The 13,506-nt window shown below is 53.2% G+C and carries 12 protein-coding genes and 1 tRNA gene; 6 read left to right on the top strand and 7 right to left on the bottom strand.

Features of this window, described 5'->3' with window-relative positions; genetic code table 11:
• Window positions 1-13 precede the first annotated feature (13 nt).
• Together ZBT109_RS01715 and ccrA are read left to right on the top strand one after the other, a co-directional pair.
• On the top strand, window positions 14-460 hold the full coding sequence (locus ZBT109_RS01715; RefSeq protein ID WP_027704557.1) for a PaaI family thioesterase: 447 nt from the start codon (window positions 14-16) through the stop codon (window positions 458-460).
• A 119-nt stretch (window positions 461-579) separates the two neighbouring features.
• Window positions 580-1,869, top strand: a complete 1,290-nt coding sequence (ccrA, locus tag ZBT109_RS01710) for a crotonyl-CoA carboxylase/reductase (RefSeq protein ID WP_084261723.1) — start codon at window positions 580-582, stop codon at window positions 1,867-1,869.
• 107 nt (window positions 1,870-1,976) lie between these two features.
• Here the strand turns inward: ccrA and ZBT109_RS01705 are convergent, their stop codons facing one another.
• The 3 genes from ZBT109_RS01705 to ZBT109_RS01695 form a co-directional block, all read right to left on the bottom strand.
• Window positions 1,977-3,119 carry an esterase-like activity of phytase family protein gene (locus tag ZBT109_RS01705; RefSeq protein ID WP_027704556.1) on the bottom strand — a complete coding sequence of 381 codons (1,143 nt, stop codon included), beginning with the start codon at window positions 3,117-3,119 and terminating at the stop codon, window positions 1,977-1,979.
• 128 nt (window positions 3,120-3,247) lie between these two features.
• Window positions 3,248-4,018, bottom strand: a complete 771-nt coding sequence (locus ZBT109_RS01700; RefSeq protein WP_145984463.1) for a hypothetical protein — start codon at window positions 4,016-4,018, stop codon at window positions 3,248-3,250.
• 295 nt (window positions 4,019-4,313) lie between these two features.
• Window positions 4,314-5,126, bottom strand: a complete 813-nt coding sequence (locus ZBT109_RS01695; protein ID WP_027704554.1) for a hypothetical protein — start codon at window positions 5,124-5,126, stop codon at window positions 4,314-4,316.
• 240 nt (window positions 5,127-5,366) lie between these two features.
• Here ZBT109_RS01695 and ZBT109_RS14175 point away from each other — a divergent pair, with 240 nt between their 5' ends.
• A complete protein-coding gene (locus ZBT109_RS14175) occupies window positions 5,367-5,522 on the top strand; it encodes a transposase (protein WP_408646072.1) in 156 nt (51 codons plus the stop codon).
• 664 nt (window positions 5,523-6,186) lie between these two features.
• Here ZBT109_RS14175 and ZBT109_RS01685 read toward each other — a convergent pair.
• Window positions 6,187-6,981: a hypothetical protein gene (locus ZBT109_RS01685; RefSeq protein WP_027704553.1), complete on the bottom strand. Its 795-nt coding sequence runs from the start codon at window positions 6,979-6,981 to the stop codon at window positions 6,187-6,189.
• A 6-nt stretch (window positions 6,982-6,987) separates the two neighbouring features.
• Entirely contained in the window at window positions 6,988-7,797 is an 810-nt protein-coding gene (locus tag ZBT109_RS01680; RefSeq protein ID WP_027704552.1) for a DUF4123 domain-containing protein, read from the bottom strand.
• A gap of 504 nt (window positions 7,798-8,301) precedes the next feature.
• Here ZBT109_RS01680 and ispB point away from each other — a divergent pair.
• Together ispB and ZBT109_RS01670 are read left to right on the top strand one after the other, a co-directional pair.
• Entirely contained in the window at window positions 8,302-9,279 is a 978-nt protein-coding gene (gene ispB / locus ZBT109_RS01675) for an octaprenyl diphosphate synthase (protein WP_084261722.1), read from the top strand.
• Window positions 9,280-9,378: 99 nt separating this feature from the next.
• A tRNA-Pro gene (locus tag ZBT109_RS01670) sits at window positions 9,379-9,455 on the top strand.
• Window positions 9,456-9,802: 347 nt separating this feature from the next.
• Here ZBT109_RS01670 and ZBT109_RS01665 read toward each other — a convergent pair.
• Window positions 9,803-10,891: an HAD family hydrolase gene (locus ZBT109_RS01665; RefSeq protein WP_027704550.1), complete on the bottom strand. Its 1,089-nt coding sequence runs from the start codon at window positions 10,889-10,891 to the stop codon at window positions 9,803-9,805.
• A gap of 175 nt (window positions 10,892-11,066) precedes the next feature.
• On the opposite strand from ZBT109_RS01665, the gene ZBT109_RS01660 reads away from it, so the two are divergent.
• Window positions 11,067-11,600 carry a phenolic acid decarboxylase gene (locus tag ZBT109_RS01660; RefSeq protein WP_027704549.1) on the top strand — a complete coding sequence of 178 codons (534 nt, stop codon included), beginning with the start codon at window positions 11,067-11,069 and terminating at the stop codon, window positions 11,598-11,600.
• 22 nt (window positions 11,601-11,622) lie between these two features.
• Here ZBT109_RS01660 and ZBT109_RS01655 read toward each other — a convergent pair whose 3' ends face one another.
• Window positions 11,623-13,173: a phospholipase D-like domain-containing protein gene (locus ZBT109_RS01655; RefSeq protein WP_051523664.1), complete on the bottom strand. Its 1,551-nt coding sequence runs from the start codon at window positions 13,171-13,173 to the stop codon at window positions 11,623-11,625.
• Window positions 13,174-13,506: the final 333 nt, after the last annotated feature.

The raw sequence follows: 13,506 nt of genomic DNA, 5'->3' as shown, positions 1-13,506 counted from the left end.
GGCATACACCGTCATGACCAGCGACGACGTCGTAAAACGCTTCAACCATTCAGCCCTGTTCGAACGGCTCGGTCTTCATATCTATCACCTCGATGACCACAGCCTTCGACTGCACCTCAACGATGACAACCCCTGCCATCGCGGCGGTTTCGGCGTGCTGGAAGACATCGGCATCAACGGCTCGGTCATCAGCGCGGCCATGGAAGCCGCTATTGGCCTCTGCGGCTTGAACGCGCTCGGCGGCATGCCCTCTGGCGTCATTGAGTTCTCGATGAAACTGCTGCGCATCGTGCGCCACAAACCCGCTTGGATCGAAGCGCAAATCGACAGGAAGAGTCAGCAGCTGGTGTTTGTCTCCGCGCGCCTCTACAGCGCACGAGACAGCGTATGCGCCACCGCCACCGGCATCGTCACGCGGGGATATCACGTCAAACCCGTCCGGCACCACCAGAACGAATAACACCGGCTCCGCAAAGGACGCCGCCTCGCAGTCCAGCGCGCCATACGTCCTTCACACGCCCATTGATAGCGACGACTCATAACGCCAACAAACACCATTCGTGACAAGGAGTGCACACCATGGCCTCTCGCCAAGAGCAGCTCGCCTACCAAGACTACCCGAAGACAATGAACGCCTATGTGATCCGCTCGGAACGCTATGGCGAACCCATTGATGCCATTCAGCCTGAAGTCATCGCCGTGCCCGCCTTGTCGTCCCACCAAGTGCTGATCCGCGTCATGGCAGCCGGCCTCAACTACAACAATGTCTGGGCTGCCATGGGCAACCCCGTCGATGTCATCGCTGCCCGCCGCAAGCGCAACCGCAACGCCGAGCCGTTTCACATCGGGGGGTCGGAAGCTTCCGGTATCGTGACGGCCGTTGGTGCTGAGGTGTCTCACGTCAAACCCGGTGATGCCGTCGTCGTGTCCTGCTCGATCTACGACGCCACATCCATGGAGTCACGCACGGCACCGGACCCCATGTTCACGCGTTCTCAAGAGATCTATGGCTATGAACGCAACTACGGCTCGTTTGCCGAATACACTGTGGTCGAAGACTACCAGTGCTTTCCTAAACCGGATTTTTTGACTTGGGAAGAAAGCGCCACCTTGATGCTGAATGGGCCCACGGCCTACAAACAGCTGACCCACTGGGTACCCAACAACGTCAAACCGGGCGACCCGGTGCTGATCTGGGGCGCGGCGGGCGGGCTGGGATCACTGTCCGTACAGATCGTGCGCGCACTGGGTGGCCTGCCTGTCGGCGTGGTCTCTAGTGAGGAAAAAGGGGAATATATCCGCTCGCTGGGGGCCGTGGGGTACATCATCCGCCAGCATTATCACCACTTCGGGCGGTTGCCCAACGTCACCAGCGAAGAGCACGACGCTTGGGCAAAAGCGTTTGCCGCTTTCCGTCGCGATTTCTTCAAAGCGCTGGGCCAGAAAGAGCTGCCAAAGCTGGTGATTGAGCACTCTGGCAAGGATACCTTCCCGACATCACTGCAGATCTGCGACCGCTCAGGAATGGTCGTCACCGTCGGCGGCACGTCCGGTTATAACTGCGACTTCGACGTTCGCCACCTGTGGATGCATCAGAAGCGCATTCAGGGGTCGCACTACGCCAATATCCGCGAGTGCCACGAGTTTCTGCAGCTGGTTAACCAGAAGCGCATTTCCCCAACACTTAACAAGGTCTTCCGCTTCGACGAAGTGCCCTATGCCCACCAGGAACTGCTCAAGGGGCGGATCAACGGCAACGCCGCCATTCTGGTCAATGCCACCATGCCCGGTCTCGGCCGCAAAGAAGACGCAACGCAACAGGCCGCCCCCAGTGCAAGGAACGCTGAGCAGGCCGTGGCCCACCACTGACAGCCGCCCCCAAAGATCAAGGCACGTGCTTACACACACGCCCTGACCCTCAAACGACAAAGCCCCCTTCACACATTCAGTGAAGAGGGCTTTCCTACATGACGGTATCAGTGCGGACGTTGATTAACCCGGAAGGCGTAGAACTGCGTCTTCTGACTGGCGCTGAAATTATCGTCCGAAGCGAAGACCAGAATTTCGTTGCCCTCACTGTCGCGCCCAAAGGACACGCATTCGATATTGTCGGGCGTCAGTCCCAACGCACGGAAATCAATGACCAGCTGCTTGCGCATCGCCACAATGTCGTTATGGCTTTCCGTCAGCGATTCAATGCCAGAGATGTCTGTTGCCCCATTGGTATCGGCCAGATAAACCTTGATGGTGAACCCGAAACCGCTCGCAATGCTACGCTCAATGACCAGCAATCGGTGCTCATCCAGCGCTAGCACCTCCGACACACCATTATCGTTTTCGACCGGGCTAGTCAGCGGCCGCTGCGGAATCGCCGATACCGGATAGGCGTACTCGGCCGTAGGCTTGCCCGACGTCGGCTCGTAGCGAACGAAGCGCGACAACGTACCGTGCCGCAGCGATGCCTGCCCGCCGTCCTGATAGAGCGCGGTTTCCATCGCCGCGATCATGTTGCCGGAAGGCAGGAACGTCAGCCCCTCGAACGCCATGTTTTCACGAATGCCGGAAGAACGGTCCGAGGTCGGAGCAAACCCGTCCGGCTGTTCGAAATCACGAACGAAATTGCCATCACGATCAGCTACTTTCACTTGGGTAGGCAACCCAGACACCCGACTGCCCTCGGTCGTCCAATAGACGTTCCCATCCGCTCCCAAACGAATCGACTCGGGGTCCACCGCACGCCTATAGAACGACTTACCCGTCTTGTATTTGAGGTTGACGGTACGCAGAACGGAAATATCCTCAATGCCCTCGTCCGTCACCTCCAGTGCAAGCTCATAGAAACGTGCTGGGGCACGCTCTGAACGGTCATCACTCAACGCAATGTAATGGCCGGTGGCCGGATCGAAATCCAGCCCGGAAATTCCGCCAAAGGGGATGCCATCAACGCTGTAATCCCACGACAGCGACGTTTCGCCCAGATAGGTCAGCGATAGCGTTGCATCACAATCGTTCAACGGGCAAGACGAGACGACCTGCTCACCGACCTCCAGTGCCCACACCGAAGGAACGGACAGCAGCAAAATCATGGCCCCACCCACCAACCAGTTGTTCGTTTTCAAGGTCTACCTCCAGTACTCATTCGATAACAAACGACACTGGACAGCATACGTCCTCAACCACGACCACTTGGCGACCAAGCGTTGTAACCTACTGATTGCACAACTATTCATATGGAACTAAAAACGTATCAATGCGATTCTACCTGCCAGCGCAGAGAACTGCCCCGCCCACGGTAACCCGGCACATGGATGTGATGCTCATCCTGCCACTGCCACGACATATCCTGCGCTTGTTCAAGCTGTTCAGGCGTCATCTGCTTCTCAATGGCATGTTTCTCGCTCGCCATCCCGGTTCCCCCAAGATCGCTGTAGAACCAAGCCTTGACGAGGTCCTTATTTTTGCCATTAGAAAAAATAGGGACCAGTCTGCGCCCTGCAAAAAGATATCCGCGATTGGCTGCTTTCTCTAACCAGTAAATGGCCTCGTCTTCTTTATTGTTTTTTTGAAGCAGCTCACCCAGAAGACATTCAAGTTCTCCTGAACTATCTTTTTGCTGGAGAATTATTTTCTTTAAAATATAAATAGCTCTATTATTATTTTCTGGAAATAATTTTCTATCTACATCGCTACCATAGTAAAAATTTAGTAGAAAGTTTCCGGCAACCATATCCCCTTCCCGAAAAGCTGATTCTAATAGCAGCTTCGACTTCATCATATTTTGGGGATCATCTCCTCTATCACCAGAAGAAATCGCAATTGCTAATACTCTTCGCGATACAACCGAAAGCCCCGTAATGGGAGTCAAATCCCTTATACCTTCTTCACGCTGACCAAGGTAAATTTCATGACGAGCACTATTAATCAAGCAGCTATAGTCAGTTGAACCACAATGTTTTTCGTCGCAATAAGACTTTCCAGAAATAGAAAAACATATTAAAAAAAGAAAAACCTTCTTCATTCCATTTTCCTAATGCCAAAAGACTATTTTAAAAATATGAAGCAATACCATAAAAATAGGCGGTCAGTTTATGCTGGATGCTAAAGATCAAATCACGGCATATTGAGCGCACAAATAGCGGCTCGTCATTCACGATGCCATCATGCAAGTTATATTTAAAACTCACCGCTAATATCACCGTATTGTTATCAATATAAAACCGTATATGGCCTTGACCGTGCATACCCGATAATAAAAGTTATAAGAGGTTGCCTCTACAACTCTTTATAGCGCAGATGCAGAAAAAAAAGCACCTCTAATTTACCTGCCAGCGAATGGGACTGCCTTGGTTGCGATAATCAGGCATGTGTATATGATGGGCATCCTGCCAATCCCATGACATCTGCTGAGCTTGCTCTATTTGCTCAGGGGTCATTTGTTGTTCTAATTCATATCGCTCAGATGCCATAGAACTTCCTCCTATGTCGCTATAAAGCCATGCTTTCATAACGTCTTTTTCATCACCAAAAGATAAAGATGAAACTAATGTTTTAGTCGCAAGCACATTACCTCGGTCGACGGACTGTTCAAGCCAAAATATAGATTCTTTTTTCTGGCCTTGTTCCAACAACAACTCTCCTAACAAGCTCTCTAAGATACCCGAGCTAGATGTATGCTGAGAAAGCACCTTCTTTAAAATATAAATAGCTCGACCGCTATTTTTAGGAAAAAATTTTGTATCGACTTTTTCTCCAACATAAAAATTCAATAAAAATCGGCCTGCATCCATATCCCCCTCGCGAAAAGCAGATTCTAGTAACAACCTTGCTTTTAGGGCAACAACATCTCTTATCCCCCCATGTGACATTAAATCAATGGCGAGAGTAGTGCGAGCATTCACTGAAACACCTGTTATAGAATCTAAAGTATGAAGCCCATTCTCACGATGCTCTCCGCCTTGCATTATTTCATTTTCCGCTTTATTAATTACCCCATTATATTTATCCACCACTCTTTCTTTTGCATTCAAATTAGTAGATAAAAAAACAAATAAAGCAAATAAAAAACCTTTGAATTCATTACACCATCCTCGTATTATCAAATCGCACCATAGTTCTATAAACATCATTATAAAAATCCTTTTCATCCCAAATACTTACACTTAGCGAAATTTCATTCTCAGAGCTATTTTTTTCCTTTGTTATTTTTTCGGAAAAATTTATTTCAACTGTTTTTCCCTTTAATACTTTAATTTCTGGAAAAATATAGGTACTTACATCTTCCCCCTATTAGTAATATCCACCATAACTCCATTATTTCCATAGTGATTGTTTAATTTAGAGGATGTTTCAAAATCTCTTGAAAAACCATGTTGCCCAAAAATCTCACCGCATGGCTACTTCCTAACAAACTCTGGCGTATCATCCAACCTATTGCACCAGACCCTCGCGGAGGAAGACCTCGTGTATCTGACCGACAGGCGCTGTCCGGCATCTTGTTCGTACTGATGACAGGGATTCCTTAGCGACATCTGCCTGTTTCTCTGGGCTTTGGCTCCTACCCTACCTGTTGACGACGTTTGAAAGAGTGGCATGAGGCAGGCGCTTGGCAGCAACTCCATCATGAGCGGTTACAATGCCTGCATCTGGCAGATCGCATTGACAGGGAACACGCCTGAGTGGATGGCTCATCTGTAAAGGGGAAAAAGGGGAATCTGCCGTAGGCCCCGATCCCACCGATAGAGAGCGCCTTGGGTGCAAGCGTCATCTGCTGACGGATGGCAATGGTGTACCGTTGGTAGTGCTTTTCCCGGCGCCAGCGTGCACGATAGCGTTACTGGAAGTAGTGCCTCGGCTGCAGGGCGCTCGCGGCCATCTTCGGCATCGTCCGAACAAGCTCCACGCTGACAAAGCCTATGCCTACACGCGTTGTCGGGAAGCCTGAGTTGTTCGAAGCATGACGCCCCGCATAGCCCGCCGAGGCAAGGACAGTAGCACGACGCTAGGTCGGCACCTTTAGGTAGTAGAATGCACTTTTGCATGGCTCAATCATGCTAGGGAGCCGGTCGCTAGGTACGAATGCCGACTCGATATTTACTGCGCCTTCACGTTGCTACGATGTGCCATGATCTGTTTTAAAAAGTTGATGTCAGGGTTCTGAAACAGTCTCTTAATGCTACAACTGTATGGCTACTCCACCTGCCAAATAATGGGACTACCCTGTCCACGGTAACCTGGCAAACGTATATGATGGTCATCTTGCCAATCCCATGACATCTGCTGCGCCTGCTCCAACTGCTCAAGCGTCATCTGTTTCTCTATCTCGCGTCGTTCATTAGCCATCGAAGATCCACCCATGGTGCCATAGAACCACGCTTTGACGAGGTCCTTATTTTTGCCACTAGAAAAAATAGGGACCAGCCTGCGCCCCGCAAAAAGATATCCACGATTGGCTGCTTTCTCTAACCAGTAAATGGCCTCATCTTCTCTATTATGCTTTTTAAGCAACTCTCCCAAAAGGCATTCAGTTTCTCCAGAACCATTTTTTTTCTCGCTAAGTATCTTCTTTAAAATATAAATAGCTCGCTCTTCATTTTCTGGAAATACACTACGATCTAAGAGGCTTCCATAATAAAACCATACAAGCGCCCCTCCCGCATCTAAATCACCTTCTCTAAAAGCAGATTCTAACAGTAGCCTAGATCGTTCTATAGTTATAGGGTCATCACCCTCCGCACGTAGAAAAATCCCCAAAATTTTTCTAGAACTGATAGAAGGGCCAGTAATTGAATTTAATATATCAAGTCCCTTTTCTCGGTCACCCCCAGATACTTCATTTCTGGCTTTATCAATAAAACAATCATAATTATTTAACCTGCAATATTTTTCTTCTGCATTAGCCATATTAGAAAGAAATAAAACTATAAAAAATACGGCTATTTTTTCCATATTACTATTGAGCCATCCATACTGTTCTATCCCCATTAAAAATCACATCAAAAAATCATTCTGAATCGTATCAATGAAATACATAAACGGAGTGCCCTGTCCGCACTGTTGCAGCATGCGCTGCACTTCGGGTATCCGATCGAAGTCTTCGCGGTACTCCAGTCCACACAGGGCATAAGCGGTCACGTCCATCTGGGTTTCCAGCCCGTAGTTCAGCGCGTTTGCCACTTGTCGATCGGCCTTAACCGAGGCGTCATGCGGGACTTTGCGTTCGCTCTCTGCACGCATATCTCGCCAGACGCTCACCACATGGGACGTGGCATCGAACCGTTTAATTGAAGCCCACTGATCCTCCGTCAGATTCACCTGTCGGCGTGGCTCCTTGATCTCAATAGTCCGAAGGTCATGATTCCAGTCGCTGTACGTCCAGCGTGTTACCGGTGAAATCAGTGCCGCGAGCTGTTCCTCTCCTAATAGCACATGCAAATGCTGAAGAACGCGAGGGTCGTACAGGCGAATGAGCGCTCGACGTCCGTTGGGAATGGGCTGCACCATGTTGGCGTTGAGGGCCATCGCCAGAGCTTGCGTGGAAAGGTCAGCGTCAAGCCAGCCGCTGATGCAGGGGCGATAGTCTTCCGGCAGGGAATCAGCCCACTCGAGGCTCTCTTGCCAGAGGACACTGCCCTGAACGCACGGCTGCAACCGCAGCTGCTCAGCAACGATTGCAGGAATCGCGGGGTTATCGATCGTCGCTATGCTATCGGCATCGCGCTGTTGCTGCTGCTCTATGGCAGGGGTCGTCAGTGACTGCGGATCGAAAGTGGAGGGGTCTAGCAGTAAGTAGTGCGCCATGAAGCATGCCCTTGTTTCTTATATAGGAAGACGGCAATAGAAAATACGCGGTACTGATCGTGGCGGTGCCTGTGTACCTTTATGTACTGTCGTGATCACGCGAGACACGCATCCCTGCCAATGTCATCGCTCGAATGCTGCCTAGGATACCTTAAGTCGCGTTAAGCGAGGGCAAACCTCACCCTCGCACTGACAGACGTTTCGTCGCAGCGCATCGTGGCTCGCAGATTGTCGCTATAGTGGACGGTATGCGCTTGGATGACGGATGCCTTTGGCAGCGCTGGCCTGACCAACACCGATTAAAATGGTAAGGTAATGAGCTGAATGAGCGACCTGTTGATGCTGGACGGCGATGGGTGACTCGCGGCATGCTGGGCAGGCCAATGGCGATCTGTCATACACGACGCGCCATCATGCGATAACATGATGGCCATCATGGCGTGCACACCGCTCGGCTAGCTCGTCCGCGCCTAACGTTCTTACTGTCTTACACTGAGTATGCCCATGTCATTGAGCGCCCTACCCACGCATGCCCCTGTTGCTGACGACTTCGAGCAAGTGAACCGGATCATCCATGAACGGCTGGCTTCCGGCGTCACGCTGATCGAGACTATTGGTCACTACATCGTCGACAGCGGCGGCAAGCGAGTGCGTCCGCTGCTGGTACTGCTGGCGGCACGAGCACTGGGATATGAAGGCGATCGTCACACATTACTGGCGGCGCTGATCGAGTTCATGCATACCTCGACACTGCTGCACGACGATGTGGTCGACGAGTCCAGCCTGCGACGCGGCAAGGCGACGGCCAATGACACGTGGGGCAATGCACCGTCGATCCTCGTCGGTGACTTTCTCTATTCCCGCTCCTTCGAAATGATGGTCGATGTTGGCTCAATGCCGATCATGGCCGTGCTGTCGCACGCCACCTCGACGATCGCCGAAGGTGAAGTGCTCCAGCTGACCAATATTGGTAACGCTGACATCAGCGAAGATGACTACTACCGCACCATTCGCGGTAAGACTGCGATGCTGTTTGAAGCGTCCGCTCATACGGGGGCCATGCTGACCTCGGCACCGGAAGCGCACAAGGAAGCACTGCGCGTGTTCGGCCAAGAATTGGGCATGGCCTTCCAGTTGATCGACGACTATCTGGATTACGCCGGCAATGCCGCCGAAATGGGCAAGAACGTGGGCGATGACCTTGCCGAAGGCAAACCCACCTTGCCATTGCTGCACGCTATGCAAAAAGGCAATGCCGAAGAAGCGGCACTGATCCGTCAGGCAATCGAAAAAGGCGATGGTATGGATCACCTAGAGACGATCCTGCGTATCGTCCGCGATACCGGTGCGCTCGACTACACGCGCCAGCAGGCCAACGATCGCGCTCAGCGTGCGCTGGAAGCGCTAGCCATCATTCCTGACTCGCCCTTCAAGGACAGCCTTTCACTGCTGGCACGGCAGGCTGTAGAGCGTTCTGTCTGAATCAGGGCTTGCGTTCGAAGCAAGAATGCGTATAATGGCCCCTGTCGATGAGGCGAACAGCAGCATAAAATGCTAGCTGTTCAATAACTTGTCGAATGTCGGAGTGTAGCTCAGCTTGGTAGAGCACTGTCTTCGGGAGGCAGGGGTCGTAGGTTCAAATCCTATCACTCCGACCAGGATTCTCGACAAAAGCCCCTCAGGTTCAACGCCTGAGGGGCTTTTTGTATATCTAAGATTTAGCCTTTATCGTCATCCCTCGATACGCTCCCTCTACCGCGTCATCGCCCCTTTCGCCGACACGGCAGACAGCGAATAGTGCTTCTCTTCTCTCAATGAACACTCTGCTCTTGGTGGGCACAAGGCTCGGTCAGTACCCGCCCACCAGACACTAGTGGCCTACAGCCAGATACCCCACCATCGGCTCCTCTCCCCGCTATGCAAAAAAAGAAGGCACCCGCAGGCGCCTCTTTGCATGTTGCATGGCTTTTTTCACCATACGCACCACCACTGAACAAACGGCGGTCTACCGAGAGGTATCCAATTCATCCTGAGAGACCTCAATCCAGTTCTGATCGGCCGTCACGGGCTGCCCCAGTGCCTTCTGACGTTCAGCGGACGCGTGGCGCCAATCGCGCATCTGCTGTAGCGCGGCGGGCTTGCGCACCACCCACAGCCGCACGCCGCCGTGCTCGACATCTACACCGTTCAACAGCATAAAGCCGTCCGAACGCGGTGTGTCACCGCCTACCATCACGGGCATCTGCCACTGATCAATCCAGCCTGTAATCGTGCCCAGCTTGCCTTCGAACCAGGTCATCGGATTAACCAGATATGGCGTCAATACCTTATCGAGGTTCTTCTGTGGATCGTACTGACCATCACGAATCTGGAAGCGGGACGTCGTTAGCGCGCCAGTGCGGGGATCCTTCAACAACATGTTGATGCCGATGACCTGCCGAGGGTCCAGCCCATAGCCATATTGGGGATCGCTGGCGATCATGCGCACGATCTCTTCGTTCCCCACCGTCATCACATACACCTTGATGCCGTTTTCCTGCAGATAGTGATACAGCTCCTGCATGCCTTTCAGCGGCCGAGGCGGGTTCACAGTGCTTTGCTTCTGCGTATGGCCCGACCAGTAGCTGACCGGAATCGGTCGTCCATCGGCCATCATGTCATCGACGTTCTGTTTCAGTTCGCGCAAGGTGAAGCCTGAAAAGGCCTGTGCGATCCACGGGTAGCACACAAGGTCATCAACTTCGCTGCACAGGCGGTTGTAGTAGCTGTACAGGCTTTCATGCACGCCCTGCTCATCGCGAAAAGGAATCAGCTTCAACGAGGGGTCAAGACGCTCGCGGGTCAGCACCCCCTTGTACTCCATCCACGCCAGCAGCGCTTCGGTCGCATCGTAACGGTAGCTAGTGTTGTCCATATCGAAGACGGCATAGGCCCCTTCACGACCACGATTGGCATCAATCATGGCATCAATCTGACGGGCCTGAGCGCTTGGCCAATGTTCCAGCATGGTGGCTCCCTGTGCAGCCAGCGAAAAGACACTACTGATGACACCGACGCAAAGGGCGGTGGCAACCGTCCGAAGGCACTGCGGCATATCACTACTCCTGTTGTTATCAACTGTTGCTATCAACGGCTGTTACCACTTGTCTTTATCAACTGCGGCTATCGAGCCGCCGCTCGCCCACGAACACTCCTGCCTATCGGACAGGTCTTCTTCATGAAGAGGCAGACTACGCTGAAAATAAACCCCTCATGAAAGGACACCCATCATGCATGATCATTACGCGTCTCTAATAGCACACTTTGTTGGCCAGCATATTCTGTACACCTACGAGAATGGTTGGTGCTACGAGATGTACATCAAGCAGGCAGACCGTGTCGACTACCGGATTCACAGCGGCGACGTTGGGGGGCACTGGGTGAAAAGTCAGCCTGCTCATATCGCCTGCATCGCCGAGGATATCTTCAAGGTGACGTGGGAAGAACCGACCGGCACCGCGGTCTGTTTAGTCTTCAACCTAAGGGATGGGCTGACTCACGGTACAGCGTTCTTTCCACGCTGGATTGCCGATGCGCCGCAAAAGACAGTCTGCTTCCAGAATCAGCATCTGGATGAAATGCGCACCCTGCGCGATGCAGGCCCGATCTACCCTATGTTTGTTCTGGACGAGTATTCACAGATCAAAGCAATGGAGAACCGCGGCGCAGGCAATGAGGCGGTCATTCACTGCGCACCGAGCGAACTGCCAGCAGACTATATCGAGGCCCTGTGCCAGCGCTCGCCCTTCAAGCTCAGCCATTAACCAACATGTATCTGATATCTAGCTACAGGTACCGCGCCAGTCCGAGCTTGGCACAGCACCACGCCTGAAAGCGTCGCCACGGCGAGCCTGGCTCACGCGTCAGCACCTGTGAATGACCGCGGTCATCAAGGGTGCGCCATTGCAGCGCCCCTTCATGCAGCCGAACACGGAAGCTATAGCGTGGCTGCTTGCCCCATTCGCCGATCAGGGTGAGCTGTCGGTTAAGCGCAGGGCTGTCGATGATGGCCGCGATTTCGCAGTTCCACCACACGGAACGAGGATCAATGTTGAACGACCCAACGATCAGACGATCGCTGTCCAGCGCCATTGCTTTAGCGTGCAGGCTATAGGACTGAGAAGGCGACAGCCGTGGACGACTGTGGGCATGGCGTCGGCGATGCAATCGTTCGCGCTTTACGCGCTGCTTGCGGCGTACCTCATACAACTTCACCCCCGCTTCCAACAGCGCCTTGCGATGTGGCGCATAGCCACCGTGCACGATAGGCACATCCGACGCCTCCAGCGCATTGGTCAATACGGATATCTGCACCCCTCGATGAGCCAGCCCAAAAATGTCGATGGTATCAAGCTGCTCTGGCACGAAATAGCCGGAAATGACCAGCAGGCGATGCTGCACCGAGGAAAGCGCCTGCCCTACGGCATGGCTCATACGCATCCCGATAGGCGGCAGGCCCGCGGCACCGGCAGCATCGGGAGACTCCCACACCACCGAAGAGGTCGCCCACGTTAGCGGGCTCAACAGACTATCGAGCGACCGAGCGCACAGCGTATCCAGCGATTGGGTATAGCGTGTCCCCTTGGTCGAGCGGTGACAGAGCGCATACATCTCGCGCCAGTCTCCTTCCGGCGCCGTGATGAAGGTGGTCAGCGGCACGGCCAGTTCGTGCTGCCAGTAGGCCTCGAACGAGCGTTTCATCTGCGCAACGGCAGGACCGCCGACAGCCGCCACATCAATGTCCAAAAAATCGTGCGCCGGATTGACGTTGAAGTAGTCATCACTGAGGTTACGCCCGCCGACAATCCCAATCGCATCGTCGGCCAGCCATAATTTATTGTGCATCCGCCGATGCAGACGGCGCGCCTGCAGCGCAAAAGTGAGCCAGCGCAGTGGTGCGACACGGCGCCAGTGGCGTACCGGATTGAATATCCTCACACTGACGCGCGGATGCGCATCCAGCATGGCCAAGCGCTTCTGCAATCCCCCTACGCTAAGGTCGTCGACCAATAGTCGCACGGTCACGCCGCGCTCGGCCGCGTCGATGATGCGCGTGATCAATCGCCGCGTACTGTGACCGTCTTCCAGAATGTAGGTCTGGATATCCAGCGTACTGCGGGCCTGATCCGCCGTCACCGCACGCAGCGCGAATGCTTCCCCGCCGTGGGCGAACAGCCTGAACCCCGAGCGCCCAGCGTGGTGCTGATCCTGTGCGGCCAGCCGCTGCAGCGATGACAACGATTCGGGAGTAGGAGAAGACGTGGAATGCAAGGATGAAGGCATGCGCGTGGTCTGCTGTGGCGGAAAGAAAAGAGTGACGGCCTGCGTCACGTTCATCTGGGCGTGCAGCTAGATTCAGAATACAGGATACACAGCAAACGCGAAGTGCGCGGTACCGCGTTACACGAAGTCTTCATACCGTCTTCGCACCCACGTGGTCTGGCATTGTCTGAGCAACGGTCATGCCTTACCACTCCCCTTGCCCGTGATTTTATTTAACGCTGTGTATTGAAATTGCAGTAGGCCCTATGACGGCCATGCCCAGACAGCACGCGGGGTGCTGCCAGATCCCCTCCGAATGTGGGGTGCGACATGAAGTGCATTATCGACTACAACGCACTATCCGCTGGCAGGGCGAGCCGCTAGAATATGCGCCCCTATAAACCGGGC

It is taken from the genome of Zymobacter palmae (assembly GCF_003610015.1).
GTDB classification, from domain to species: Bacteria; Pseudomonadota; Gammaproteobacteria; order Pseudomonadales; family Halomonadaceae; genus Zymobacter; species Zymobacter palmae.
Note: the sequence above shows the minus strand (reverse complement) of the source record. Positions and strands in the feature narration are given on the sequence as shown.

Coding starts and splice junctions, on each gene's coding strand:
- ZBT109_RS01700 (WP_145984463.1), bottom strand. CDS start 4,018: ATGAAGAAGGTTTTTCTTTTTTTAATATGTTTTTCTATTTCTGGAAAG.
- ZBT109_RS01665 (WP_027704550.1), bottom strand. CDS start 10,891: ATGCCGCAGTGCCTTCGGACGGTTGCCACCGCCCTTTGCGTCGGTGTC.
- ZBT109_RS01685 (WP_027704553.1), bottom strand. CDS start 6,981: ATGGGGATAGAACAGTATGGATGGCTCAATAGTAATATGGAAAAAATA.
- ZBT109_RS01715 (WP_027704557.1), top strand. CDS start 14: ATGACCAGCGACGACGTCGTAAAACGCTTCAACCATTCAGCCCTGTTC.
- ZBT109_RS01680 (WP_027704552.1), bottom strand. CDS start 7,797: ATGGCGCACTACTTACTGCTAGACCCCTCCACTTTCGATCCGCAGTCA.
- ZBT109_RS01695 (WP_027704554.1), bottom strand. CDS start 5,126: ATGATGTTTATAGAACTATGGTGCGATTTGATAATACGAGGATGGTGT.
- ZBT109_RS14175 (WP_408646072.1), top strand. CDS start 5,367: ATGTTGCCCAAAAATCTCACCGCATGGCTACTTCCTAACAAACTCTGG.
- ccrA (WP_084261723.1), top strand. CDS start 580: ATGGCCTCTCGCCAAGAGCAGCTCGCCTACCAAGACTACCCGAAGACA.
- ZBT109_RS01655 (WP_051523664.1), bottom strand. CDS start 13,173: ATGAACGTGACGCAGGCCGTCACTCTTTTCTTTCCGCCACAGCAGACC.
- ZBT109_RS01660 (WP_027704549.1), top strand. CDS start 11,067: ATGCATGATCATTACGCGTCTCTAATAGCACACTTTGTTGGCCAGCAT.
- ispB (WP_084261722.1), top strand. CDS start 8,302: ATGTCATTGAGCGCCCTACCCACGCATGCCCCTGTTGCTGACGACTTC.